Raw genomic sequence first — 26,502 nt, 5'->3', positions numbered from 1 at the left:
GGGTGTCAGATTCGGACCGGCTGTACTTCCGCCAACTGCTCTCTGGTCGCGATTTCGCCGCCGGTGACATGATCGCGGCGCAAATGCGCAATTTCGCCTACCTGATCGGGGATCGCCAAACCCGCGACTGTGTCGTGGTCGACCCCGCCTACGCCGCCGGCGACCTGGTCGACACGCTCGAAGCGGACGGCATGCGCCTGGCCGGAGTGCTGGTCACCCACCATCACCCCGATCATGTCGGCGGCTCCATGATGGGATTCGAACTCAAGGGCCTGGCCGAGCTGCTGGAGCGGGTGACCGTGCCGGTGCACGTCAACAGCCATGAGGCGCAATGGGTTTCCAGGATCACCGGGATTGCGCTGAGCGACCTGACCACTCACGAGCACGGCGACAAGGTCAGCATCGGCGACATCGACATCGAACTGCTGCACACCCCCGGGCACACCCCGGGCAGTCAGTGCTTCCTACTGGATGGCCGGCTGGTCGCCGGGGACACGCTGTTCCTGGAAGGTTGTGGACGCACGGACTTCCCGGGCGGCGACTCCGACGAGATGTATCGCAGCTTGCAGCAACTGGCGCAACTACCCGGTGATCCGACGGTATTTCCCGGGCACTGGTATTCGGCCGACCCCAGCGCCGCCCTGTCGGAGGTCAAGCGTTCCAACTACGTATATCGCGCCGCGGACCTCAACCAGTGGCGGATGTTGATGGGCGGATAGAAGATCTGTCGAGATTTTCCAGGAAACGGCTCTACGATCAGGGCGGCTAAGTTTCGGTCCGAAGTAGCCGACCAAGCGGAGGGTGGGGTCCATGGGGTGGTTGCAGAACACCTGGCATGGGATCACCAACGCTGACCCGGGAACCTGGCTGGCGTGGGCGGCCTGGGGGGCGCTCGCACTCGGCATCGTCGCCCTGGTTTTCACCCACCGCCAATTGCAGCGCAACCGCGCAGAGGCCGCCGAGCAGACCCGCCCGCACGTCGCCATGCTGATGGAACCGCATGCCGCGGACTGGCACGTGATCGAAGTGGTAGTCCGCAACTTCGGGAAGACCGCCGCCTACAACATTTCGTTCTCGTTCGACAATCCGCCGACCGTTGCCGAATACGAGAACGCCTCCGACGGTTACGCCAACGTCGTGCCGCTACAGCTGCCGCGTGAGTTGGCGACGCTGGCGCCCGGCCAGGAGTGGCGGGTGGTGTGGGATTCGGCGCTGGACCGCGCGGAGATAGGACTGGGCATCGAGTCCCGCTTCGAGGGAACGGTCACCTACTACGACCGCCCGGACAAACCCCGCGGATGGCGGTTCTGGCGACGTCGCCGCCAACCGCTGGAGACGGCTGTGGTGCTGGACTGGGACACCTTGCCGCCCGTGCAGCGCATCGAGTTGATGACGACCCACGACCTGGCGAAGCGGGAGAAGCAGAAGCTCGAGCTGCTGCGCTATGTGCTCACCTACTTCCATTACGCAAGCAAGGAGACGCGCCCCGACGTCTTCCGCAGCGAGATCGAGCGAATGGAACGAGCCGTGCAGGAAACTCAGGACAGATGGCGGACCCGGCAGCTCGACGAACCCACCGACGTCCGGCTGCGCTGGGGCAACAGCGAAAACGAACTCGGTAGGCATCGCAGTCAACGCGTTTGATTCAATCGGGCTGTCCAATCGAATGGAGTGCACATGAGCGGCCCGGTCACCTACACCCACGACGACTCCATCGCAGTCATCAGGATGGACGACGGCAAAGTCAATGCCCTGGGCCCGACCATGCAGCAGGCGATCAACGAAGCGATCGACAACGCCGACCGGGACAACGTCAAAGCCCTGGTGCTGACCGGCAACGAGCGGGTGTTCAGCGGCGGCTTCGATCTGAAGATCCTGACCTCCGGAGAGGTGCAACCCGCCATCGACATGCTGCGCGGCGGCTTCGAGCTGGCGCATCGGCTGCTGTCCTACCCAAAACCGGTTGTGATGGCCTGCACCGGCCACGCGATCGCCATGGGAGCGTTTCTGTTGTCCGCGGGTGATCACCGAATTGCCGCGCATGCCTACAACATTCAGGCCAACGAGGTCGCGATCGGCATGACCATCCCGTACGCGGCGCTGGAAATCATGAAGCTGCGGCTGACCCGGTCCGCCTATCAGCAGGCCGCGGGGCTGGCCAAGACCTTCTTCGGCGAGACCGCGCTGGCGGCCGGCTTCATCGACGAGATCGCACTGCCCGAGGTCGTGGTCAGCCGCGCCGAGGAAGCCGCCCGGGAATTCGCCGGTCTCAACCAGAAAGCCCATGCCGCCACCAAGCTGCGCGCCCGCGAGGAAGCGCTGAAAGCCATCCGCGCCGGCATCGACGGCATCGAGGCGGAGTTCGGCCGCTGAGCACCGCTGCCGAAACTTGACGGGCGCGATTGCCTAGACAACCGCGCCCGCCATCGCCTCCTCCGCAGCAGCAGTGTTGCACGTCGCAGCCGGTCCGCGACTCGAAATGGTGCGGATTGCCGCCGAGTTTCCGGCGACTATCCGGGTTTTGTGGCGGTGACCAGGCGCGTCGAAGTCCACGGGCCGCCGTACCACATGCGCCAGCCCAAGTTGCGGCGCCGCACGTCGTGCCAGCCCAGTTCGTGCAGGCGATCGGCGTGCTGGCGCGTCTCCCACAAGTCCGCGATGGCGAGCCGACCACCGGGGCGCAGCACGCGAATCGCCTCATCCAGCGCCCGTCGCCGGCCGGCCCGGTCGGGGATGTTGTGAATGGCAAGGCTGCTGACGATCACATCAACGCTGTTGTCCGGCAACGGCAGTGCGGTCATGTCGGCGGTGTGCAATTCGACCCGGTCGGCGACGTTCTCCAGTTTCGCGTTGGCAAGCGTTGCCTCGCGGGCGTTGTCGGTCTGGTCGGCGCGCCACAGATCGACGCCGATGACACGCCCGCGCGGCACCCGCTTGGCCGCGGCCATCAGCACCGCCCCGCGGCCGCAGCCCAGGTCGAGCACCGTCTCGTCACCCTGCAGTCGCAGGTCATCGAGCACCCGATCCCACACCACGAACTTGCCTGATCGCGTCGCGTAGATGTAGGAGGCGGCGAAGGCCGCCGTCGCCGCCGCCGACAAGCCAGCCGCGGTGCCTGCCCGTGGGTTACCGCGCCGGAAGTTGCCGGCCGCTAGTGCCGACAGCCCACCGAACGCGACACCCACGCCGGCCAACTGAGTGCCCGCCGAAAACCGGTGAAAGGAACCGTCGTACCCGTACTCACCCCGATGTTGATGGCCCACTGTGCTCACCAGCGGCCGTGATGCACGACCTCGGAAAACGGCCGCCGATTCGGTTTGCGGATCGGAGTCAGCGGGCGGTCGGCCGGATAGCCGATGCCGAGCAGATAGGCGACCAAGTAATCGTCGGGAACACCCAAGATGGCCCGCGCCTTGTCCTGGTCTCCCACGGAAGAATGGCCCGTCCCGATTCCCAAGTCGGTCGCGGCCAGCATCATCGCCATGGTCGCCTGGCCGACGTCGTACTGGTCGGTGATCTTGCGGCGCTCATCCGAAGGCACCGGCACGACGAACGCTATTGCGGCCGCCGCCGCCGCGATGTGGCCGGCCCCCATCCACACCGTCGAAAGTTCCTGCAGCTGGGCGGAATCGGTGACGATGACGAAGTCCCAGGGCTGTCTGTTCTTCGCCGACGGCGCACGCCATCCCGCTTCGGCGATCCGGTTCAGATCGTCCTCGGAGACCGGCTGCGTCGTGTACTGGCGGACGTTACGCCGCGCCCGGATGGCATCCCAGGTTTCCATAGCACCCTCCCTCGTCGCGTCAACTTTTCCCATGCTGCCACCGCCGTCGGTGAGGCGGTCTATGGTGGCGCCCGATGGCGCTTCATCTCCACCGTGCCGAACGCACCGATCTCCTTGCCGACGGGCTCGGCGCCCTGCTGGCCAACCCGTTGCCCGACCCATTCGCCCAAGAGCTGGTGCTGGTCGCCGCCCGCGGCGTGGAACGCTGGCTGAGTCAGCGGCTTTCGCATTTGCTGGGCTGCGGGTCCGGCGGTGGCGACGGTGTCTGCGCGGGTGTGTCGTTTCGCAATCCTGCCTCGTTGATCGCGCAGATCACCGGCACCAGCGACGACGATCCCTGGTCACCGGATGCCATGACGTGGCCGCTGCTGCAGGTCATTGACGACTCTCTGGACGAGCCGTGGTGCCACACTTTGGCGAAACACTTGGGCCACTTCGAGATCGGCGCCGAGGCCGAGTTGCGTCGAGGGCGTCGCTACGCGGTCGCGCGGCGGCTGGCCGGTCTGTTCGCCTCGTACGCCCGGCAGCGTCCCCGGCTGCTGGCCGACTGGTTGGCCGCGGACCACGCAGGCCTCGACTCCGACCTGGCGTGGCAGCCCGCATTGTGGCGAGCGCTGGTCGCCGTCGTCGGCGCCGATCCGCCGCACCTGCGGCATCAGCAGACGCTGGCTCGGCTGCAGCAGGGTCCGGGTGACCTGCCGGCGCGGCTGTCGCTGTTCGGCCACACCCGGCTGTCGGTCACCGACATCGAGTTGCTCGGCGCACTGGCCACCCACCACGACTTGCATTTGTGGCTGCCGCACCCCAGTGCCGTGTTGTGGCAGGCCCTCACCGGCTTGCACGGCGTGGTCCCACGCCGGGAAGACACCAGCCACCGCAGCGTCAACCATCCGCTGCTGGCCACGCTCGGCCGAGACCTGCGCGAGTTGCAACGCAGTCTGCCAGCCGATCCCGCGACCGACGCGGCGCTCGGCAGCGCCGACCGTCCCGATACCCTGCTGGGCTGGCTGCAATCCGACCTGGCCGCCAACGCGGTGCGGCCCGCTGGTCGCACCTTGGCAGCCGATGACCGGTCGGTTCAAGTGCACAGCTGCCACGGGCCGGCTCGCCAGATCGACGTGCTGCGCGAGGTGTTGCTGGGCCTGCTCGCCGACGACCCGACTCTGCAGCCGCGCGACATTCTGGTCATGTGCCCCGACATCGAAACGTATGCACCGCTGATTGTGGCGGACTTCGGTCTCGGCGATGTGGTGCACGGGGTACATCCGGCTCACCAGCTTCGGGTGCGACTCGCCGATCGCTCACTGCTGCAAACCAATCCGCTGCTCGGCGTCGCCTCACAACTGCTGGCGCTAGCCGGCAGCAGAGCCACCGCAAGTGAGGTGCTCAACCTCGCCCAGGCCGCTCCGGTGCGCGCCCGGTTCGGCTTCGACGACGACGACCTGGAGAACATCACCGCGTGGGTTCGGCAGTCGAACATCCGGTGGGGGTTCGATCAGGAACACCGTCAACCCTTCGGCGTCGACTTCGTCCACAACACTTGGCGATTCGGCATCGACCGGGTGCTGGCCGGGGTCGCGATGTCGGAAACGTCGCACGCCTGGATCGACGCCACGCTGCCGCTCGACGACGTCGGCAGCAACCGCGTGGAGTTGACCGGTCAACTCGCCGAATACATCGACCGGTTGCGCTGCGTGGTCGACCGGCTCACCGGGACACGGCCGCTGCACGAATGGTTGACCGCGCTGGGCGACGGCATCGCCCTGCTGACCCGCATCGACGACAACGATGCCTGGCAGCGCGATCAGATGCAGCGCGAATTCGCCGAGGTGGTACGCACCGCCGGACCGCGACGCGAGACGGTGCTGCGTCTACCCGACGTGTGCGCGTTGTTGCAACGCCACCTCGCCGGACGGCCCACTCGCGCCAATTTCCGCACCGGCACTTTGACCGTCTGCACGATGGTGCCGATGCGCTCGGTCCCGCACCGGGTGGTGTGCCTGGTCGGACTCGATGACGGCGTGTTCCCGCGCATCGGCGTGGTCGACGGCGACGACGTCCTGGCCCGCCAACCATTGACCGGTGAGCGGGACATCCGTTCCGAGGACCGGCAGTTGCTGCTCGACGCCATCGGCGCGGCGACCGACACCCTGGTCATCACCTACACCGGCGCCAACGAATACTCGGGCCAGCGCCGGCCACCCGCGGTGCCGCTCGCGGAATTCCTTGACACGCTGGACATTACGACCTCCCAGCAAGTGCGATCCCGCGTGCTTGTCGAGCATCCCCTGCAGCCGTTCGACGTTCGAAACGTCGAAAGCGGCAGGCTGGTACCCGGGGTGCCGTTCAGCTTCGATCCGACCGTGTTGCAGGCGGCGCGCACCGCTGCCGGCCAACGCGCCGAGCAACCGAAATTCATCTGCGGCCCGCTGCCGCCACCGCCGCCCGACGACGTCGTTCTCGCCGACTTGGTCGCCTTCTTCAAAGATCCGGTGAAGGGTTTCTTCCGGGCGCTCGAGTACACGCTGCCCTGGGACGTCGATGGGGTCGACGACGCCATGCCGGTCGACATCAACGCGCTCGAGGAGTGGACCGTCGGCGATCGGATGCTCGGCGACATCCTGGGTGGGATGGCGCCGGACGACGCGCGGCAGGCGGAATGGCGGCGCGGCACGTTACCGCCCGGGCACCTCGGCTGGCGCAAGGTCACCGAAATCCGCGATCAGGCAGCGCTGTTGGCCGCCGCGGCGCAACAGCACCGCCACGGCGACGCCACCGCGTACGACGTCGACATCGATCTGGGGTCCAGGCGGCTCACCGGTACGGTGCCGCGGGTGTTCGGTGATCGCCTGGTCTCGGTGACGTACTCCAAACTCGACGGCAAGCACCTGCTGGGGTCGTGGATTGCGTTGCTGGCGTTGCATGCTCATGCCCCGCAGCGGGAGTGGTGGGCCACCTGCATCGGCCGGCCGAAACGGGGCACCGCCCCCCGGCAGCGGTGTCTGGGCCGGCCGCGGGAGAACGCGGTCGACCTGCTCGGCGATCTGGTGTCGATCTACGATGCGGGGCGGCGAGAGCCGATTCCGTTGCCGATCAAGACTTCCTACGCGTGGGCCGAGGCCCGGCACTGCGGTGATGACCCAGAGAAAGCGGCTCAGTTCCGGTGGAAGTCCAACGATCGATATCCCGCGGAGGACGAGGCGCCCGCGCACGTGCGCACCTGGGGCAGGGGCGCGCGACTGACCGACCTGATGCAGCCGTTGCGCCCGGGTGAGGAGTACGGCGGGGAGAGCAATCGCCTGGGCGCTTTCGCCTCGCGGCTGTGGCTGCCGCTGCTGTGTGCCGAGGGGAATCCCGGCTCATGACACCAGCCGAGCAAGTATTCGACCTGCTGGGCCCGCTGCCCGCCGAGCGCACCACCACGGTGCTCGAGGCCAGCGCCGGCACCGGCAAGACGTTCGCGTTGGCCGGTCTGGTCACCCGCTACGTCGCCGAAGGCCACGCCAAGCTGGACGAAATGCTGCTCATCACCTTCGGGCGAGCCGCCAGCCAAGAGCTGCGCGAGCGGGTGCGCTGCCAGATGGTCGAGGCGGTACGGGCTTTCGATGACCCGTCGGTCGTCGGGGCCAACCAACTGGTGGCACACCTGATCGACGGCACCGAGCCCGAACGCGACGCGCGCAGGCAGCGGCTGCGCGACGCGCTGGCCGGTTTCGACGCCGCAACCATCGCGACCACCCATCAGTTCTGCCAACTGGTGTTGAAATCGCTAGGCGTGGCGGGCGACACCGACTCCGGTGTCACCCTCGTGGAAGATCTCGACGAACTGGTCACCGAGATCGTGGACGATCTGTACCTGGCTCACTTCGGGCGCGAGCGCGACGACCCGGTCCTCAGCTACCGGGACGCGGCCCGGATCGCGCGGACGGTGGTGGCCAACCCGTCGACGCAGCTGCGCCCGTTACACCCCGAACCCGGATCCCGCGCGGCCATCTGTGTCGGCTTTGCCGAAGCCGTTGTCGCAGAACTCGAAACGCGCAAGCGGCGCCGCGGCATCCTCGGCTACGACGACCTGCTCATCCGGCTGGCCGACGCGCTGGACACCGAGGATTCGCCGGCCCGGGTCAGGATGCATCAGCGCTGGCCCATCGTGATGGTCGATGAGTTCCAAGACACCGATCCGGTGCAATGGCAGGTGATCGACCGCGCATTCAGCGGCCGGTCCACGCTGGTGCTGATCGGTGATCCGAAGCAGGCGATTTATGCGTTTCGCGGCGGTGACATCGTCACCTACCTGCGCGCGGCGCAATCCGCCGGCGACAAGCGGACATTGGCCACCAACTGGCGCAGCGACAGCACTCTGGTGCAGCGTTTGCAGGCCGTCTTGCTGGGCGCGCAGCTGGGCGATCCGGCGATCGTGGTCCGCCACGTCGACGCCTACCACCAGGGGCACCGGCTGGCGGGCGCCCCACACAACGATCCGTTCCGGTTGCGGGTGGTGCGCCGGGCGACGTTCGGGCGCAAGGCAACCCAGAACCTGGCGATCGACGACCTACGCGAACACATCGGTGCCGACCTCGCCGCCGACATCGGCGGATTGCTGACCAGCGGCGCCACCTTCGACGGCAAGCCGCTGCAGGCGCGCGACATCGCGATCATCGTCGAAAAGCACAAGGACGCCCGGGCCTGCCACCGCGCGCTGACCGACGCAGGCATTCACGCCGTGTACACCGGCGACTCCGACGTGTTCGGCTCCGAGGCCGCCGACGACTGGCTGTCGCTGCTGGAAGCCTTCGACCAACCGCACCGCCCCGGCGTGGTCCGCGCGGCCGCCGCCACCATGTTCTTCGGCAAGACCGCCAAAGACCTTGCCGCCGGCGGTGATGCGTTGACCGATCGCATCGCCGAGACCTTGCGAGAGTGGGCGGGCTATGCCCGCGAGCGTGGGGTGGCCGCCATCTTCGAAGCCGCGCAGTTGACCGGTATGAGCGACCGCGTGCTGTCCTGGCAGGACGGCGAACGGCACATGACCGACCTCGCCCACGTCACGCAGCTGTTGCAGGAGACCGCGCACCGGGAGCGCTTCACATTGCCGGCGCTGCGGGATTGGCTGCGCACTCAGCGTGCGGAGCGCGGGGGCGCCACCGAACGCAACCGCCGCATCGACAGCGACGCCGCAGCGGTGCAGATCATGACGGTGTGGGTGAGCAAGGGCCTGCAATATCCGGTGGTGTATCTGCCGTTCGCGTTCCACCGCACCGTTCAGGAACGGGACCTGGTGCTGTTTCACGACCGCGGTGAGCGCTGCCTGCACATCGGCGGCAAGGACAGTCCCGACTTCGCCGCCGTCGAGAGGCTGGGCGCCCAGGAAACCGCCAGCGACGACAGCCGCTTGACGTACGTCGCGATGACGCGCGCCCAGGCCCAGGTGGTCGCCTGGTGGTCGCCGGCCTACTACGAACCCAACGGCGGGCTCTCCCGGTTGTTGCGGGGCCGGCGACCCGGGGAGCCGGTGGTGCCCGACCGTTGTGAGCCGGCCAAGATCACCGACGACGACGCCTGGGCCCGCTTCCAAGAATGGCAAGCCGCGGGCGGTCCGGTGGTCGAAGAGTCGCTGATCGCCGACGCGCCACCGGCGGTCATCGGCGCGGCGCCAACCGATCTGGGCACCCGGCATTTCCATCGCAGTATCGACACCGACTGGCGGCGCACGTCCTATTCCGGACTGATCCGGGTCGCCGAGACCACCGGCGTCAGCAGCGAACCGGAAATCACCGAACTCGACGACGAAGTCGGCGACATTCCGATGGCCGGGGCGGCATCGGTATCGGACGTGCCCTCCCCCATGGCCGAGTTGCCGTCGGGGGCGAAGTTCGGGTCGCTGGTGCACGCGGTGCTCGAGACCAGCGACCCGTTCGCGGCCGATCTCGCCGCCGAACTGGAGGCGCAGATCCAGGTGCACTCAGCGTGGTGGCCAGTGGATGTTCCGGCCCCTGAGCTTGCCGCCGCGATGGTCCCGATGCACGACACCCCGCTGGGTCCGTTGGCTACGGGATTGACCCTGCGCCAGATCGGGCTGCGGGACCGCCTGCGTGAGTTGGACTTCGAGTTCCCGTTGGCCGGCGGTGACCTGCGCGCGGACGCACCCGATATTCGACTGGCCGACGTCGGGGTGCTGCTCGGGTCGCATCTTCGGGACGGTGACCCGCTGAGGTCGTATGCCGACCGGTTGACCGGTGACACGCTGGGCGGTCAGTCGTTGCGCGGCTATCTCACCGGTTCGGTCGACGCGGTGTTGCGCATCGACGACGGGCAGCGCTATCTGGTGGTCGACTACAAGACCAACTGGCTGGGTGATCGGGACCGACCGTTGACCGCGGCCGACTACAGCCAGCCGCGACTGGCCGAGGCGATGCTGCACTCGGACTATCCGCTGCAAGCGCTGCTGTACAGCGTTGTGCTGCACCGTTTTCTGCGCTGGCGCCAGCCGAATTACGACCCTGCGCGCCATCTCGGTGGTGTCCTGTATCTGTTCGTGCGCGGCATGTGCGGGCCGCAGACTCCGGTGATCGACGGTCATCCGGCCGGGGTGTTCAGTTGGGCGCCGCCGCCCGCACTGGTCACGGCGCTGTCCGATCTTCTCGACGTGGGGAGGTCGGCCGCGTGAGCATCGACGTCGTCGACCCCGCCGACTGGCGGCAGGCGCACAGCGCGACCGGGATTCTGCGCACCTTCACCGACGCTGGTGTGCTGGAGTCGGCCGATGTCCATGTGGCACAACGCCTTTGCGCCATGGTCGAGGAGTCGCAGCCGCCGGTGCTGCTCGCGGTCGCGTTGGTGGTGCGGGCGCTGCGGGGCGGCTCGGTGTGTGTCGACTTGCGCTCGGTCGAAGCGCAAGTAGGTGTCGCCGACTTGCCGTGGCCGGCAGCTGACGACTGGCTGGCGGCGGTGCGGGCCAGCCCACTGGTGGGGTCGCCGCCCGTGCTGCGTGTGTACGCCGACAGTCTGCTGTACCTGGACCGATATTGGCGGGAGGAACAACAAGTCGCCGACGACCTGGTGGCCCTGCTGCCGGCGCGTGCCGTGGCACCAGGAGAGGGCGCCCTTATCGACCGGTTGTTCCCCCACCCGTTCGAAGAACAACGCGCGGCGGCGAAAGTCGCCTTGGCTCAGGGCTTGACCGTGCTGACCGGCGGGCCGGGAACGGGCAAGACCACCACGGTGGCACGGCTGCTGGCGCTGTTCGCCGAAGAGGCGCAGCGCGACGGCAAGCCGCCGATACGCATCGCGCTGGCGGCGCCGACCGGAAAAGCGGCGGCCCGGCTGCACGAGGCAGTGCAACGCGAGGTCGACAACCTCGACCAGGCCGATCGGCAACGGGTCTCGGGGTTGCGGGCCACCACGTTGCACCGGCTATTGGGCAGCCGGCCGGATACGTCGTCGCGGTTCCGCCACCATCGCGGTAACCGGTTGCCGCACGACGTGATCGTGGTCGACGAGACGTCGATGGTGTCGCTGACGATGATGGCCCGACTGCTGGAGGCGGTGCGCCCGCAGACGCGGTTGCTGCTCGTCGGTGATCCCGACCAGTTGGCGTCGGTGGAGGCCGGTGCGGTGTTGGCCGACCTGGTCGACGGTCTGGGGGCGCGCGCCGATACCCACATCGCGGCGCTGCAGACCTCGCATCGATTCGGCGAGTCGATCGGCGAGCTGGCGTCGTCGATCCGCGCGGGCGACGCCGACCGGGTCGTGGCAGTGTTGCGCACCCCGGACGACCACATCGAGTGGATCGACACCGACGACCCGACCGAACAGTTGCGCAAAGTGCTTGTGCCGCATGGGCTTCTACTCCGCCAGGCCGCCGTGCTCGGCGACGCGTCGGCAGCGCTGGCGACGCTCGACGAGCACCGGTTGCTGTGTGCCCATCGACGCGGACCATACGGAATTCAGCACTGGAATCGCCAGGTCGAGCGCTGGCTGAGTGAGGCGACCGGCGAGCCGATCTGGTCGTCCTGGTATGCCGGGCGCCCGATTCTGGTGACCGCCAACGACTATGGACTCGGCGTGTACAACGGTGACACCGGGGTGACCGTCGTGGCCGAGGGCGCGCTGCGTGCCGTCATCGCCGGCGCCGACGAACCACACGCGTTCGCGACGAGCCGGTTGTCCGACGTGGAGACGGTGCACGCCATGACGATTCACAAGAGTCAGGGCAGTCAGGCCGACGAGGTGACGGTGCTGCTGCCCTCGGCGGATTCCCGCCTGCTGACCCGCGAGCTGTTCTACACGGCGGTCACCCGGGCGGAGAACAAAGTGCGAGTCGTCGGGCCGGAGGCCGATGTGCGAGCCGCCGTGGCGCACCGGGCCATTCGGGCAACGGGGCTGCGCCGTCGGCTACAGCCGTGATCGCCAGGACGTGGCCACCGCTAGGCCCCCGACCGTTGAGCGGAGACGAATAAGTTGCCCGGCAGTTGGTCTTCGACCTCTTTGGCTGCCGCGCGACCGTAGCCGGCCATCAACTCGTCGGTCGGAGTGACCGTCACGTCCCAGCCGCGCCGCCGGAACCAGTCACCGACGTCTGCGCGGTCCTCGAAGTACCACAACTCATCGGTCCGCGGGACCTCCCGCTGGGGGTCGACCCGGGCCATGATCTCGCGCACGCGGTCCATCCGCGCCCGACGCTTCTCGCGGGCCTGCGTGTCGTGGAACTTGGGCCCCAGCGCCTCGACGGCGACCCGACTACCGTTGGCGGTGAGTTCCAGCACGCGCTCGAACAGCAAGTCTTGCGCAGCCGCAGGCAGGTAGGGCATCAACCCTTCGGCCGACCAGACACTGGGTGCGGTCGGGTCAAAACCGGCCTGACGCAGCGCCGTTGGCCAATCCTGGCGCAGATCCACCGCGACGGGAACCCGGTGGCAGGCCGGCTCGAATCCGTGCTCAGCCAGCGTCGCCGCTTTGAAGTCCAACACTCGGGTTTGGTCCAGCTCGTAGACCGTGACGCCGTCCGGCCAGGGCAGCCGCCAGGAGCGCGCGTCGAGACCGGCCGCCAGAATCACCGCCTGCCTGATGCCGGTACCGGCGCGTCGAGGAAGAAGTGGTCGAAAAACTTTGTCCGCGAGGCCATGTAACTGACCATGGCCTGCATTTGCAGGGGCAACGTCGGCTCGGCTTCGATGAGCTCGGGCGGCAATTGCGGTGCGGAATGCCAGTTCCACACTCCATCACCGACCGCGTCGAGGAACACCTGGGCGAACGGATCGCTGATCAACGGATGCTCACCGCGGGTTTCGGCCGCGCGCGCCGCGGCCACGCCCAGCGCCGTGGCCCCCACGCTCTCGGTGATCTCCCAGCTGTCGTTGTCGGTCCGTACCATGCCATGTCCTCCCGTCGATCAATCCGCACTTGGGGCGAACATACGTCAGCTGCTTGTGAATGGGCTGGCAGTCGTAACCTACAAGCACACCCGACGAGGAGAACCCGGATGCAACCCAGTGAGCTGCGCATCTCCAACGTCAACGTCTTCGACAGCCTTGAAGGTCGGATCACCGGGCCGATGGACGTCACCGTGCGCGATGGGCGCATCGCTTCGGTCGCGCCCGCGACGGCGGAGTTTGCGGCCCCGAACATCGACGGCACTGGCAAGACGCTGCTGCCCGGCTTGATCGACGCGCACTGGCATGCGATGTTCACCACCATCCCAGCGGCGGTGGCCCAGCTCAGTGACATCGGCTACGTGTTCGCCCGCGCGATGGTCAGCGCGCACGAGACCTTGCTGCGCGGTTTCACCACCGTCCGTGACCTGGGCGGTCCTGTGTTCGGGTTGAAGCAGGCCATCGACGAAGGTGTCGTGCCGGGTCCGCGCATCTACCCCGCGGGCGGTTTCATCTCCCAAACCGGCGGACACGGCGACTTCCGCATGCCCTACGAGGTGCCTCGCGGGGTCTGCGGGCACCTGAGCTACACCGAGATCATCGGCGCCGCGGTGATCGCCGACGGTGTGGCCGAGGTGCTGCGTGGGGCGCGGGAGATGCTGCGCCGCGGCGCATCACAGCTCAAGCTGATGGCCGGCGGCGGTGTGGCGTCACCATATGACCCGCTCGACGTTGCCCAGTTCACCGAAGCCGAGATCCGCGCAGCGGTGGAAGCCGCCGAGAACTGGGGCACCTACGTCACGGTGCACGCCTACACCCCCCGCGCGATCCGCACCGCGATATCCGCCGGGGTGCGGTGCGTCGAACACGGACACCTCATCGACGAGGCGACGGCCGCCCTGCTGGTCGAACGGGACGTCTGGTGGTGCCTGCAACCGTTCTTAGACGACGACGACGCGGTACCGCTGGCCCCGCCGAGCCAGCCGAAGTTTCAGCAGATGGTCACCGGCACCGACACCGCCTACCAACTCGCGATCAAGCATGGAGCCAAGATCGCCTTCGGGACCGACACGTTGTTCGACGCCGAGCTGGCCAGCCGGCAGGGCGCCCAGCTGGCCAAGCTGACCCGCTGGTTCACCCCGGCGGAGGCGTTGCAGCAGGCCACAATCCGCAACGCGGAACTGCTGGCGATGTCGGGACCGCGCAACCCCTACCCCGGACAGCTGGGTGTGGTGACCGAGGGCGCGTTGGCCGACCTGATCCTGGTGGACGGCGACCCGGTCGCCGACATCTCACTGATCGCCCGGCCCGACGAGGCGTTCACCGCCATCATCAAGGACGGACAGTTGGTGAAGGGGGCCGTCGACTAGCTACGTGCGGACCGCGGACACGAACAGGCTGCGCGGTGAGGTGTCCTCTATTCCATCCGGAATACCGCGGCCGTAACTGGCCATCAGGTCTGCCGACGGCGTCACCGTCACCTCCCAATCGTGGCGACGCAACCAATCCCCCACGTCTTCGCGTTCTTCGAAGTACCACAGCTCCTCGGTGCGCGGCACCTCACGCTCCGGATCCGCCTTAGCCAGCAGGGCGCGCATCCGTTCCATCCGCTCGCGCTGTTGGGCGCGGACATCAGGGTCCATCCAATCGGGTCCGGGCGCTTCGACGGCGATCCGGCTGCCGGACGCAGTGAGGCTCTGGATGCGCTCGAACAGCAACTCGTGGGCGGCCGCAGGCAGGTAGGGCAGCAACCCCTCGACCGACCAGGCGCTGGGCAGCGACGGATCAAACCCGGCCTGGCGCAACGCCGCCGGCCAGTCATGACGCAAGTCCACCGGCACCGCGACTCGCGCACAGGTCGGCTCGTGTCCACGCTCGGTCAGCGTCGACGACTTGAACTCCAACACCCTGGGCTGGTCGAGCTCGAACACCGTCGTGCCGTCCGGCCAGGGCAACCGCCACGCCCGCGAGTCCAACCCGGCGGCCAAGATCACCGCCTGGCTGACGCCGGCCCGCGCGGCGTCGAGGAAGAAGGTGTCGAAAAAGGCCGTCCGCGACGCCATGTAACCGACCATCGACTGCATCTGCACCGGCAGATCGGGTTCTGCGTCGAGCAGTTCCTGCGGCAGTTGCGGCGCGGCGAACCAGTTCCACACCCCGTCGCCGGCCGCATCGAGGAACACCCGAGCGAACGGGTCGCGGATCAGCGGGTTGTCGCTTTCGGTTTCCGCGGCGCGCGCCGCCGCGACCCCCAGCGCCGTCGCCCCCACACTCTCGGTGATTTCCCAGCTGTCGTTTTCGGTCCGCACCATGCTCCTGCCCCTCCCGGATTGCCGTCGCGCCAAGAGCCGACCCTACGTGAGCCGGATGTGAGCGGGTTCGCTGTCGACGCGCGGGTAAGTTGTCGTAGAGCCGTCGACACAGCGGCGCGCAATTGGATCCGAAGGACCTCGGAGGATCTCCGCAACATGCGAGTTGACGGTCGCGAAATCACCGTTGCCGGTAGCTTGCTGCAACCGCTGACCCGGCGCACCAACGACATGATCCGGCTGGCGCTGGCGGCCGCCCTGCTGGTCGCCGTCATCACGAGTTCGGTGATCACCCGTCCGCAGTGGGTGGCGCTGGAAAAGTCGGTGTCCGAGATCGTGGGGGTGTTGTCGCCCGGCCAAGCCGATATCGTCTACCTGGCCTACGGCCTGGCGATCCTGGCGCTGCCGTTCATGATCCTGATCGGCCTGATCGTCTCCCGGCAATGGAAGCTGCTCGGCGCCTACGGCGCCGCGGCGGTCCTGGCTGCGCTGCCTTTGTCCATCAGCAGCAACCGCATCGCGGCGCCGCGGTGGCATTTCGACCTGAACGAAAAGCTCACCACGCTGCCGGCGCAGTTCCTCGACGACCCACGCTGGATCGCGATGCTGGCCGCGGTGCTGACCGTCTCCGGGCCCTGGCTGCCGGCCCGGTGGCGACGCTGGTGGTGGGCGTTGTTGCTGGCGTTCGTTCCGATCCACCTGGTAGTCAGCGCGATCGTGCCCGCCCGCTCGTTGGTGGGCTTGGCAGTCGGCTGGTTCGTCGGCGCCTTCGTGGTGTTGGTGGTGGGTACGCCGGCACTCGAGGTTCCGCTGGAGGGCACGGTCCGGGCCATGGCCAAGCGGGGATTCCTGGTTTCCATGCTCACCGTGGTCCGGCCGGGCGGCCCGGGGCCGCTGGTGATCTCGGCGACGTCGACCGATCCCGAAGTCCGGGCGGCCGTCGAGTTGTACGGGCCGCACCAGCGCAGCGGTGGTGCGCTGCGCCAACTTTGGTGGAAGCTGCGGCTGCGCGGCCCGGAGACCGCACCCATACAGGCGTCCATGCGCCGAGCGGTCGAGCACCGCGCCCTGATGGCCATTGCCATCGGTGAGGCAGGCGTGGCCAATACCTCCTCGATCGCCGTCGCGACACTCGACCGCGGATGGACGCTGTACGCGCACAATCCGGTGCAAGGCGTTCCCCTCGACGAATGCGTCAATGAGACGCCGGTGGAGCAGGCCTGGAAATCGTTGCGAATCCTCAACGATCATCAGATATCTCACGGAGATCTGCGCTGCAATGAGATCACCGTGCGCGACGGCACCGTACTCTTCGGCGGCTTCGGCGAATCCGAATACGGTGCTACCGAGGCCCAACTGCAATCCGACATCGCCCAACTCCTGGTGACCACATCGGCGCTGTATGACGCGCAGTCCGCGGTAACCGCTGCGATCCAGGTGTTCGATAAGGACACCATCTTGACGGCGTCTCGGCGCCTCACCAAAACGGCTATGCCCAAACGGATTCGGCGGTCGGTCGCCAATGCGGGCGGGGTCATTTCCGCTGCCCGCGCGGAGGTGAAGCGCCAAACGGGCGCCGATCAGATCAAGACCGCCAACGTCACCCGGTTCAGCCGCAGCCAGTTCATTCAACTGGTGCTCATCGGCGCACTGGTCTATGTCGCCTACCCCTTCATCAGTACGGTCCCGACGTTCGTCAACCAGCTCAAGACCGCCGACTGGTGGTGGGCGCTGCTGGGGCTGGCGGTGTCAGCGCTCACCTATGTCGGCGCGGCGGGTGCGTTATGGGCCTGCGCCGACGGTCTGGTCAGCTTCTGGCGCCTGTCAATTGTGCAGATAGCCAACACCTTTGCGGCTACCACCACCCCGGCCGGCGTCGGCGGGTTGGCGCTGAGCACCCGGTTCCTGCAGAAGGCGGGCCTGCCCGCGCTGCGCGCCACCGCGGCGGTGGCGCTGCAGCAATCGGTGCAAGTGATCGTCCATGTCGCGCTGCTGATCATGTTCAGTGCCGTGGCGGGCACCTCAACCGACCTGTCCCACTTCGTCCCGAATTCCACGGTGCTCTACCTGATCGCCGGAACCGCGTTGGGGATCGTCGGCACCTTTCTGTTGGTGCCCAACCTGCGGCGCTGGCTGGCCACGGAGTTGCGTCCCAAACTCAAAGAAGTCACCACCGACCTGACCGCGCTGGCCCGCGAGCCCCGGCGCTTGGCATTGATTGTATTAGGCAGTGCCGGAACGACTCTCGGTGCGGCACTGGCGTTGTGGGCCAGTGTCGAAGCGTTCGGCGGTGGCACCACGTTCGTGACGGTCACCGTGGTCACGATGGTCGGCGGGACGCTGGCCTCGGCCGCACCCACGCCGGGTGGTGTGGGAGCCGTCGAGGCGGCGCTGATCGGTGGGTTGGCGGCGTTCGGCGTGCCCGCGGCGGTCGGAGTGCCGTCGGTGCTGCTGTACCGGGTGCTCACCTGCTGGCTGCCGGTGTTCGTCGGTTGGCCGGTGATGCGCTGGCTGACCCAGAACGAGTTCGTCTGATGTGCGGCTGTTTGCTGGTGGCAAATCCGCATAGTTGCACTAGTGTCAGTGCCGACGTCGCCGGCGCTGGTACCGGGGCCAACATTCGGGAGATGACTTAGATGAAGGACCTCACGGTGGCAGTCGCGGCCGCAGCGTTGAGCTTGACGCTGGTCGCCTGCGGATCGGGCACCAAGACCGAGACGAAGACCTCCACCTCCACCAGCACGTCGACCTCCACCTCCACATCGACGACCACCGCACCAACCAGCGGCACCCCCGGCGCGCAGGCCAACTACACCATCGCCGACTACATCAGGGACAACCACATTCAGGAGACCCCGGTCCACCACGGCGACCCGGGATCCCCGACCATCAACCTGCCCGTGCCAACCGGCTGGAACCTCGTTCCCGAAGGCTCCGGCGCTCCCTACGGCGGCATCGTCTACGGCCAACCCGCTGACCCCAACGACGCGCCGACCATCGTCGCGATCGTCTCCAAACTCACCGGTGACGTCGATCCAGCGAAGCTCATTCAGTTTGCTCCCGGGGAGTTGAAAAACCTGCCCGGCTACGACGGGCCCGACAACGGGCACGGCTCCACCCTCGCCGGCTTCCAGGCCTGGCAGCTCGGCGGCTCCTACGACAAGAACGGCAAGAAGCGGGCCGTCGCGCAGAAGACGGTTGTCATCACCAGCCCCAACGGCCTGTTCGTGCTGCAACTCGACGCCGACGCGCTCGACAACGAGGGCGGCCTGTTGATGGACGCCACCAGCATCATCGACGAGCAAACCACGATCACGACGTAGCGGGGCTCCGATGGCACAGCAGCACGCGGTAGATGTCGGGCATCCGCCGTCCGCCCTGCTGCGGGTGGTCAACCCGATCTTGGGCAACTTGCTGCGCACGCCGCTCGCAGGTCCGCTGCGCAAGCAATTGATGGTGTTGAACTTCACCGGCCGAAAGTCCGGGCGGCAGTTCTCAATTCCGGTGAGCGCCCACCTGATCGACGGTGATCTCTATGCGCTGGCCGGCGCCGGATGGAAAGCGAACTTCCGCGACGGCGCCCCGGTCGACGTGTTGCACGGCGGCAAGACCACCCGCATGCGCGGTGAGCTCGTCACCGACCGTGCCCAGCTGCCCGGTCTCTACCTGCGGTGTGCGCAGTCCTACGGGCCCAACCGGGCGCAGCGCCTGATGGGACTGAAGTTTCGCGAGCAGCGCATCCCGACGCACGAGGAATTCGCCGAGGCGATCGAACGGCTCAAGCTCGCAGCGGTCCGCTTCACCCCGGCCTGAGCCGCGCCGGGTGGACATCGCCTCTAGCACATCCTTGACGAATTGGCCGTTACGGCCGCGCGGGGTCACCATGGATAGTCGGACTAAACACCAGAAAGGCGGCTCCCGGTGCCCGGTCGGTACGGCGTGGACGAGCGCGGCCTTCCGGTTACCCCGCTCGAGCCCGGCGACGCCCGGCCCACCCAGGGGCCATCGGAGCTGGTCACCCGGGTTCAGCGAGCCCGCATCTGGGCGGTCGGCTCGGATCCCGGCCTGTTGCGGCTGCGAATGGCGACTCGTACGACCGCCGCACTGGCCTGCTCGCTGCTGGCGTTGTTCCTGTTGACCCGAGCGACCGGGCAGCCGCTGACCGTCGCCTTGCTCGGTGTCCTGATCACGATGATCGCCTCCCGCTCGGTCAACGAGCCCGACCCGCGTCAGCAGCGGATCACCATGGCGTTGCTGCCGGTGCCGGCCTCGCTATCCATCGCCGCCGCCGCGCTGCTGGCGCCGCACCAGATCGCCGCCGAGGTCATGTTTGTGGTGATCGTCTTCGTCGCGGTTTACATCCGCCGCTTCGGGCCGCGCGGTCGAGCGCTGGGCATGGTCGCGTTCATGGCTTACTTCTTCACGTTGTATCTGCACGCGGCCCCGGCGGAGTTGCCGTGGATGATCGGTGCCGTCCTGGTCGGCACGCTGTGCACCTTCCTGATGGGCACCTACGTGCTGCCGGATCGACCGGAACGGGTGCTGCGGGCCACGATTCGCTCGCTGCGGGCGCGGATGGCCATTGTGGTCGACACCACCGCCGACGCGCTGCGGTCCGGCTCGCTCGACGAACGCCGCCGACGCCGCATGCGCACCCGGATCGCCCGGCTGAACGAGACCGCGCTGATGGTGCAAAGCCAGATCGAAGACGAATTCAACCCGGCGACGTTGTGGCCTGGGGTGGCCGGTGCGCACCTATCGCCGTGGCTGTTCGACGCCGAGCTGGCCGTCGAGTGGGTCGCGATCGCCGGTCAGCGGGCTGCGGCCCTGGGCGCCGACATCCCGCCGACGCTGCGCGCCGAACTCGCGCAGACGCTCACCCAGTTGGCCATCGCCATCCGGGTGCCGCAATCCGGCGGCCTGCAACGCGCCGCCGACCGCGCCCAGCGGCTGCTGGAGACTCGCCCGAAGCCGTCGGCTGCCGACGAACCGGCCAACGAACCGGCCAACGAACCGGCCAACGAACCGGGCCAAGCCGCCGTCCGTCGCGTCGCCCTGGCGATCATCGCCGCAGCGAAAGCGACCGCGGAAGCTCGCGCGCTCGTCGCACACGCTGCCGCGCAGGGGTCCGACGCCGCAAGCCAAGAGCAGGACGAGACCGACGCCGCAGGCCCGGGCCAAACACCGCGGCGCGCCCTACTTCCTACGACTCGGCAAGCGATCCAGGTGTCGGTGGCCGCCTCCTTGGCCATCATCACCGGGGAGTTGGCCTCCCCCGCCCGCTGGTACTGGGCGGTGATCGCGGCGTTTGTGATCTTCGCCGGCACCAATTCCTGGGGTGAGACCTTGACCAAGGGGTGGCAGCGACTGCTCGGCACGGTGCTCGGCGTGCCCTGCGGTGTGCTGGTCGCCACGCTGTTCTCCGGTGACAAAATCGGTTCGCTGGCAATGATTTTCGTCTGCCTGTTCTGCGCCTTCTACTTCATGCAGGTCACCTACAGCCTCATGACGTTCTGGATCACCACCATGCTGGCGCTGATGTACGGGCTGCTCGGTCAATTCACCTTCGACGTGCTGATGCTGCGCATCGAGGAGACCGCGATCGGCGCTGTCATCGGTGTCGCCTGCGCGATCCTGGTGCTGCCGACCAACAGCCGAACCACCATCCGCAACGACACCCGCGCGTTCCTGACCACGCTGGCCGGCTTGATCGAGACCTCCGTGGCCGCCATGTTCGACGACGACGACGCCGGTAGTCCCACCGAGCAGGCGCGACAACTGGACCGGGACCTGCAACAATTCCGGACCACCGCCAAGCCGCTACTCGCCGGGGTCGCCGGCATCACGGCCCGACGCAGCATTCAGCGCGGCCTGCAATTGTTCACCGCCTGCGATCACTACGCGCGCGACTTGGCCCGCAGCAGCGAGCAATACGAGGACCCGCACTGCTCCGGTGAGTTGTCCAGCGCGGTCACCGCCGCCGCGCAGCGCACCCGGCACAACGTGGAGGCGTTGATCGCCGCGCTGGACGGCGACCGGGACGCTCGCCTCGAACCTGTGGCTGACTTGCTCGACACCGCAGAGACTTTGACGCGCCAGCAAGACGAGGGCGGCGAGCCGAGCGAAAACACCCGACGCATGTTGACCGCGGTATATGCGCTACGCCGCATCGAACGCGCCGTCGTCACCGCGGCCACGCAGTTGGGCGTCGACGCCGGGGCCAAAACCGTCAGCGCAACGTAGGCCGGGGGCCTTTCGCAGGCTGGTGGAGTCACCGACCGCACCGCGGGGTATCTCAGAGGGATGGGGTGGGTGTTCTCACACGCGACGGCGATCGGATCGGCGTTGCTGGCAGCGTTGGTTGCGGCAGTGGGCATCGTTGTTCGGCAAGCCGCCCTGCAACGCCCTGTGGCCGATGAGCGGTCTGCTACTGCGCTGATACCGGGCGTGCTCAGGGACGGATTGTGGTGGGCGGGCACGGCTGCGGCGGCCGCCGGGTACGCCTTTCAGGCGATCGCCCTGGCGCACGGGTCTCTGTTGCTGGTGCAACCCTTGTTGGTGTCGTCGCTGCTGTTTGTACTGCCGCTGAGCGCCTGGCGCTCGGGTAATCGCGTCACCGGTTCCGAGTGGGGCTGGGCGATACTTCTGACTGCCGCGTTGGCGGTCTTCGTGCTGGTGGGACAACCACGCGAGGGGCACTACCGACCCCCGGTTCCATCGTGGGCCCTGGCACTCAGCGTTGTGGTTCCGGTGGTGGTGATCTGTGTGGTGGCGGCGCGCCGCACCGTGGGTCGGGTGCGTGCAACCTCCTTGGGCGTAGCCGTGGCGGTCGGACTCGGCATGATCGCAGTGCTGACCAAGATCTGTACGCATCGATTCGCGGTCGGCAGCTGGCACCACATGCTCACCGTTCCCGCGCCTTACCTGCTTGTCGTGCTGGCGGTTGCGGTAACGGTGTTGCAGCAGTGGGCTTTTCGCGCCGGGTCCCTACAGGCGTCGGTACCGATCATGCTGGTCGGCGAACCGGTCGTCGCGGTATTGCTCGGCATCGTCGTGCTGGGCGAACACCTGGTGGTGCACGGCGTCGGATTGGTGGCGTTACCCATAGCGGTCGGTGCGATGGCCGCCGCGACCATTGCGCTCGGCCGGGAAGAAGGCGCACACACCGAGGAGGCCGCGACGCACTCGAGCGTGCCGCCTCAGTTGCATGCCGTCTGAGTCGGTCGAAGCTGAGCTCAACACCGCAAACCACGATTCGCCGTCAGCACCGAATGCCTTTACGCTCGATGCGCCACAGGGCTTAGCGGGGGGAACGCTGGTGAGTGTGCTAAAGGGGATATCGGTGTCCAAATACAGACGTGCGATCGTGCTGTCGGTCGCATGCTTAGCGCTGGCGTCCTGCTCCACTTCAGCAACCGTTTCACCACCCGCGGCCGCGCCCACCACCTCGACAAAGCGACCCGCGCCGAGTTCTGCCGCCCCGCCTGCGCCGCACGTCAGCCCGCTGGCAAAAGATTGGAAGAGCTACGGCGGAACCGTCTACTTCGGCTGCCCCAATGAATTCTCCGCCAGCAAATCCGCACTCGAGGACATCCGGCCCAAAGTGCTCGACACGAAAACCGCGGATTTGATCGCGCCGGCTGTCCCCGCCATTCCCGTCGGTGAAACGGTCACCGGCGCCATGTGTGCCCTGACCAACACCGTCGGTGACATCAAGGTCGTCTATGTCGTCACCACCTCCATGCCGGGAACGGCACCAGAGGCTGCCAAGACGACGGCCTATGTGTTCGACCTCAAGTCCAACCAGCCGCTGGCCACCAAGGAGATAAAGCCGCCGACACCGGAGGTCAAGCTGGGCACGGCCAACCAGTGGCGCGTCTCCCCCACACCGGTCGGGGTGGCCTGGGTCAACGCCTTCACCGATGCGCGCGGCGCGGCCTCGCCGCCGCGCACGGTGATGTTGTCCAACACCGACCTGGTGACCATGTGGGACGACCCGCAACCGGGGCAGGTGTGGCAGGACGTGCTGTCCTTTCAGCGCAGCACCGTGCCGGCCAACACCTTCGGGGCGGAGTTGCGCTTGCCCACCGGTGAACCGGTATTCCAGGACAACGACATCTCCACCGTCGACGGTGAGCTATTCGACGGACCAGACCGACTCGTGAAGCTGACCCGCTGGGACTCCCACACTCCCCCGGTCCTGTCCACCATGTTCTTCGACCTCAATTCGCGATCACTGATCAAGATCGGCGACTCGGAGAAGGTTTCCGGCGGCGGCCTGGCCGCGACCTTGTCAGACGGCAAGCTCTTCATCGACGGGCGCGGCTCCAACACTTCTCAGTTCGGCTTCGGCGTGTGGAATCTGCGCACCCAGCAGTGGGACCTGCTGCGCGACCGCGAGGAAGCCAAGAAGCTACCCATTGCGAAGATGGCGTTCTTCGGCGACCACCTCTATGTCACCAACACCGGCAACACCTACTCGGTGCTGGCTTTGCCAGCCACCAACCCGATCGCGACCAACTGGTCGGGCCGGCCGTTCGGGCGGATCTCGGGCTGGACGTTGGTCTGCCGTGGGGAGACCGAGGCCAGCCAAGCCGGTGAGTGCCGCGAAATACTCTTGGTGCAAGACGCAGACGGCCGATACCCGGGCCCCTGGTTCTAGACTTCGCCAATGACGGATGCCCAACGCGTCGCCATCATCACCGGCGCCTCACAAGGAATAGGCGAGGCGCTGGTCGCGGGCTACCGTGCGCGAGGCTACGCGGTGGTCGCCAACTCGCGCCGCATTGAGCAGGCCGATGATCCGATGGTGCTCGCCGTGGCCGGCGACGTCGCGCAACCGGGCGTGGGCCAACAGATCGTCGACGCCGCGGTTCAGCGATTCGGTGGCGTCCACACCGTGGTCAACAACGCCGGCATCTTCGTTCCCAAGCCGTTCACCGAATACACTGACGCCGACTACGACGCGGTCACCGGAGTGAATCTGCGTGGCTTCTTTGAGGTTTCGCGTGCGGCCATCGCCGCGATGTTGACCCGCGAGGGCGGTGGTCATCTGGTCAACATCTCCACCAGCCTGGTCGACCAACCCAACTCGCAAGTGCCGTCGGTGCTGGCGTCGCTGACCAAGGGCGGGCTCAACGCGGCCACCAGAGCATTGGCGATCGAGTACGCGGGCCGGGGAATTCGGGTCAACGCCGTCGCCCTGGGCAACATCCGCACGCCCATGCATGACGCCACGTCCCATGACTTCCTGGCCAAGATGCATCCCTTGGGCCGCCTCGGCGAAATCGGCGACGTCGTCGACGCAGTTCTCTACCTGGAAAGCGCCTCCTTCATCACCGGGGAGATCCTGCACGTCGACGGCGGCCAAAGCGCCGGACAGTGACGCGACCTTTCCCGGGCCTGCGCCCGAATAGCGTTGAGCCGCAAGGCTAGTCCGACGAGGTGTAGTTGAGGAAGTCCAGGCCCGAACCGCGCCGGCCCTGCATGCGCTTGGCCGCCGACACCGCGAGGCGGACATCGGCCGGGCCCTTGCTGTCGTCACCGGTCGCCTTGGTCAGGGCCAGCGCGATCACGATGTCGCCGTAGGTGATGAAAAGCCCCGCCCAATAAGCCCATCGGACCGTCGGATCCGGTTGCGACGCAAAAAACATGACCAGAAATATGGGGCCGACGATGCCGAAGATGAACATCATCAGCTGGATCCCGAGGTACCGCTTGAACGTCGACAATTGAGCGCTGCTCCTCAATTCTCCTGGGCCCGTCGCGCCCGGGCCCGTCGCTTTCCCTCATGCATGGCGGCCACCCTGGCAACAGGAATAGTACGTCCTTGCGCGATGAGATCGTCCGGCAGGCGTTGCGGCGTGACCATCGACTCCGCCCACGGGTCGCGCCCCGACAGGGCATCGATGGCCGTGTGCACAGTGAAGTCAGCCGGCTGCACCCGGTCGAGGTCCGACCAGTCCAACGGGAACGACACCGGAGTCCCCGGGCGCAACCGCGGGCTGTAGGGGGCGGCGACGGTCGCACCCCCGGCGCGCGTGGAGTCGATGTACACCTTGCCCGCGCGGTCCTCGACGATGAAAGCCGTTGTGGCCGCGGCCGGGTCGATTTCTTCCGCGCGGGCGGCCAGGGCGCGCGTGGCCGCCGCCACGTCGTCGACCGGGCAGCTGTGGTCGATCGGAACGAACACGTGAATGCCTTTGGCGCCGCTGGTTTTCACCGAGCCGGCAAGCCCGCAATCGGCAAGGGCCTGGCGCACCAGATGCGCCGCCGTGACCACCGCGGCGAAGTCAGCGCCGGTGGGCGGATCGAGATCGAGCACGAGATGCGTGGGCCGATAGATGTTGTCGGCCAAGCCCAACGCCGGGTGGTATTCGACGGCGCGCTGATTGGCAAACCACAACAGGGTGCGCCTGTCGTCGCAGACCGGGTAGTGCACCTCGCGATGAGAGGCCTCGGCCCAGATCGACACCGTCCGCACCCACTCCGGGGTGTACTTGGGGACGTTCTTCTGCATGAACGGCGCACGGCCACGCAGCACCCGCAGCACGGTGAGGGGCCGGCCAGCCAGACCGGGCAGCATCCTGTCGGCCACCGCGTCCAGGTAATCGACCAGGTCCCGCTTGGTGGCCCCGGCATCCGGACTCAACGGCTGATCCAGATTGGTCAACTCGACTCCGGCGCGCTGTTCCCCGGCGCTCATTTGCTAAGCCTATGCGCGACTTCGCGTTAACACCGCCGAACCATTACGCGCGCTATCGTTGAGGCTGCACTGCCGCTTATCGAGGAGGCGCTCGAGTGATCAAGCTCAAGGTCCTGTGCGCCGGAGCAGTGGCGGCGTGTGCAGTAGCGCTGGCTGGTGCGCCGGTGGCGCAAGCCGATCCGCCGGCCCCCGACCCCTGCCAAGCCGCTGCTTGCCAGCAGCCGCCTCGAGTGGCGCCCCCGCCGCCCATCCGCGGCGTCCTGGGTTGCGTGCGTGGCGTGTGCATCCCCAAACCCAACCCTCCGCACTACCAGCGCTGAGCCGCTGATCTGA

The 26,502-nt window shown here is 67.3% G+C and carries 20 protein-coding genes and 1 pseudogene; 15 read left to right on the top strand and 6 right to left on the bottom strand.

Annotated features, from left to right (window positions below):
- Positions 1 to 2: 2 nt before the first annotated feature.
- The 3 genes from I2456_RS04890 (at position 3) to I2456_RS04880 (ending at position 2,373) form a co-directional block, all read left to right on the top strand.
- A complete protein-coding gene (locus I2456_RS04890; protein WP_068022062.1) occupies positions 3 to 719 on the top strand; it encodes an MBL fold metallo-hydrolase in 717 nt (238 codons plus the stop codon).
- 91 nt (positions 720 to 810) lie between these two features.
- On the top strand, positions 811 to 1,644 hold the full coding sequence (locus I2456_RS04885) for a hypothetical protein (RefSeq protein WP_068155906.1): 834 nt from the start codon (positions 811 to 813) through the stop codon (positions 1,642 to 1,644).
- A 33-nt stretch (positions 1,645 to 1,677) separates the two neighbouring features.
- The gene (locus tag I2456_RS04880) at positions 1,678 to 2,373 is read left to right on the top strand and encodes a crotonase/enoyl-CoA hydratase family protein (protein WP_085072872.1); all 696 of its coding nucleotides are present in this window, start codon (positions 1,678 to 1,680) and stop codon (positions 2,371 to 2,373) included.
- Positions 2,374 to 2,510: 137 nt separating this feature from the next.
- Here the strand turns inward: I2456_RS04880 and I2456_RS04875 are convergent, their stop codons facing one another.
- Both I2456_RS04875 and I2456_RS04870 read right to left on the bottom strand, forming a co-directional pair.
- Positions 2,511 to 3,272 (bottom strand): class I SAM-dependent methyltransferase, encoded by a 762-nt coding sequence (locus I2456_RS04875; protein ID WP_241007864.1) that lies wholly within the window; start codon positions 3,270 to 3,272, stop codon positions 2,511 to 2,513.
- The gene (locus I2456_RS04870; RefSeq protein ID WP_085072871.1) at positions 3,269 to 3,784 is read right to left on the bottom strand and encodes a nitroreductase family protein; all 516 of its coding nucleotides are present in this window, start codon (positions 3,782 to 3,784) and stop codon (positions 3,269 to 3,271) included. The genes I2456_RS04875 and I2456_RS04870 overlap by 4 nt, the downstream gene beginning before the upstream one ends.
- A 74-nt stretch (positions 3,785 to 3,858) precedes the next feature.
- Between I2456_RS04870 and recC the strand changes: the two genes are divergently transcribed.
- From recC to recD, 3 genes are read left to right on the top strand one after another with little or no spacing between them, the layout of a single operon-like run.
- On the top strand, positions 3,859 to 7,149 hold the full coding sequence (recC, locus tag I2456_RS04865) for an exodeoxyribonuclease V subunit gamma (RefSeq protein WP_085072870.1): 3,291 nt from the start codon (positions 3,859 to 3,861) through the stop codon (positions 7,147 to 7,149).
- Positions 7,146 to 10,451: an exodeoxyribonuclease V subunit beta gene (gene recB, locus I2456_RS04860; RefSeq protein ID WP_085072869.1), complete on the top strand. Its 3,306-nt coding sequence runs from the start codon at positions 7,146 to 7,148 to the stop codon at positions 10,449 to 10,451. The genes recC and recB overlap by 4 nt, the downstream gene beginning before the upstream one ends.
- The gene (gene recD / locus I2456_RS04855; RefSeq protein ID WP_085072868.1) at positions 10,448 to 12,190 is read left to right on the top strand and encodes an exodeoxyribonuclease V subunit alpha; all 1,743 of its coding nucleotides are present in this window, start codon (positions 10,448 to 10,450) and stop codon (positions 12,188 to 12,190) included. Before recB ends, recD begins: the two co-directional genes overlap by 4 nt.
- A gap of 20 nt (positions 12,191 to 12,210) precedes the next feature.
- On the opposite strand, the pseudogene I2456_RS04850 reads toward recD, so the two are convergent.
- Positions 12,211 to 13,157, bottom strand: a pseudogene (locus I2456_RS04850) (SAM-dependent methyltransferase).
- Between the two features lie 108 nt (positions 13,158 to 13,265).
- On the opposite strand from I2456_RS04850, the gene I2456_RS04845 reads away from it, so the two are divergent.
- Positions 13,266 to 14,525, top strand: a complete 1,260-nt coding sequence (locus tag I2456_RS04845; protein WP_085072867.1) for a metal-dependent hydrolase family protein — start codon at positions 13,266 to 13,268, stop codon at positions 14,523 to 14,525.
- Here the strand turns inward: I2456_RS04845 and I2456_RS04840 are convergent, their stop codons facing one another.
- Positions 14,526 to 15,467 (bottom strand): class I SAM-dependent methyltransferase, encoded by a 942-nt coding sequence (locus I2456_RS04840; protein ID WP_085072866.1) that lies wholly within the window; start codon positions 15,465 to 15,467, stop codon positions 14,526 to 14,528.
- A 156-nt stretch (positions 15,468 to 15,623) separates the two neighbouring features.
- Here I2456_RS04840 and I2456_RS04835 point away from each other — a divergent pair, with 156 nt between their 5' ends.
- From I2456_RS04835 to I2456_RS04805, 7 genes are all read left to right on the top strand, one after another.
- A complete protein-coding gene (locus I2456_RS04835) occupies positions 15,624 to 17,999 on the top strand; it encodes a lysylphosphatidylglycerol synthase transmembrane domain-containing protein (protein WP_085072865.1) in 2,376 nt (791 codons plus the stop codon).
- 101 nt (positions 18,000 to 18,100) lie between these two features.
- A complete protein-coding gene (gene lpqN / locus I2456_RS04830) occupies positions 18,101 to 18,787 on the top strand; it encodes an envelope biogenesis lipoprotein LpqN (protein WP_068022087.1) in 687 nt (228 codons plus the stop codon).
- Between the two features lie 10 nt (positions 18,788 to 18,797).
- Complete coding sequence (locus tag I2456_RS04825) at positions 18,798 to 19,277, top strand: hypothetical protein (protein WP_085072864.1); 480 nt, start codon at positions 18,798 to 18,800, stop codon at positions 19,275 to 19,277.
- A 267-nt stretch (positions 19,278 to 19,544) separates the two neighbouring features.
- The gene (locus I2456_RS04820) at positions 19,545 to 21,707 is read left to right on the top strand and encodes an FUSC family protein (RefSeq protein ID WP_085072888.1); all 2,163 of its coding nucleotides are present in this window, start codon (positions 19,545 to 19,547) and stop codon (positions 21,705 to 21,707) included.
- Between the two features lie 60 nt (positions 21,708 to 21,767).
- Positions 21,768 to 22,682 (top strand): DMT family transporter, encoded by a 915-nt coding sequence (locus I2456_RS04815; protein ID WP_085072863.1) that lies wholly within the window; start codon positions 21,768 to 21,770, stop codon positions 22,680 to 22,682.
- Positions 22,683 to 22,806: 124 nt separating this feature from the next.
- A complete protein-coding gene (locus I2456_RS04810; RefSeq protein ID WP_241007863.1) occupies positions 22,807 to 24,126 on the top strand; it encodes a hypothetical protein in 1,320 nt (439 codons plus the stop codon).
- A 9-nt stretch (positions 24,127 to 24,135) separates the two neighbouring features.
- Positions 24,136 to 24,849 carry an SDR family NAD(P)-dependent oxidoreductase gene (locus I2456_RS04805; RefSeq protein ID WP_085072862.1) on the top strand — a complete coding sequence of 238 codons (714 nt, stop codon included), beginning with the start codon at positions 24,136 to 24,138 and terminating at the stop codon, positions 24,847 to 24,849.
- Positions 24,850 to 24,895: 46 nt separating this feature from the next.
- Here I2456_RS04805 and I2456_RS04800 read toward each other — a convergent pair whose 3' ends face one another.
- Together I2456_RS04800 and ligD are read right to left on the bottom strand one after the other, a co-directional pair.
- Positions 24,896 to 25,195, bottom strand: coding sequence for a hypothetical protein (locus tag I2456_RS04800; protein ID WP_068022098.1), 300 nt, complete (start codon positions 25,193 to 25,195; stop codon positions 24,896 to 24,898).
- Positions 25,196 to 25,209: 14 nt separating this feature from the next.
- The gene (gene ligD / locus I2456_RS04795; RefSeq protein WP_085072861.1) at positions 25,210 to 26,169 is read right to left on the bottom strand and encodes a non-homologous end-joining DNA ligase; all 960 of its coding nucleotides are present in this window, start codon (positions 26,167 to 26,169) and stop codon (positions 25,210 to 25,212) included.
- A 95-nt stretch (positions 26,170 to 26,264) separates the two neighbouring features.
- On the opposite strand from ligD, the gene I2456_RS04790 reads away from it, so the two are divergent.
- Entirely contained in the window at positions 26,265 to 26,489 is a 225-nt protein-coding gene (locus I2456_RS04790; RefSeq protein ID WP_139823005.1) for a hypothetical protein, read from the top strand.
- Positions 26,490 to 26,502: the final 13 nt, after the last annotated feature.

The organism is Mycobacterium kubicae (genome assembly GCF_015689175.1).
GTDB lineage: Bacteria > Actinomycetota > Actinomycetes > Mycobacteriales > Mycobacteriaceae > Mycobacterium > Mycobacterium kubicae.
This window is presented reverse-complemented; position numbering and strand designations above follow the sequence as displayed.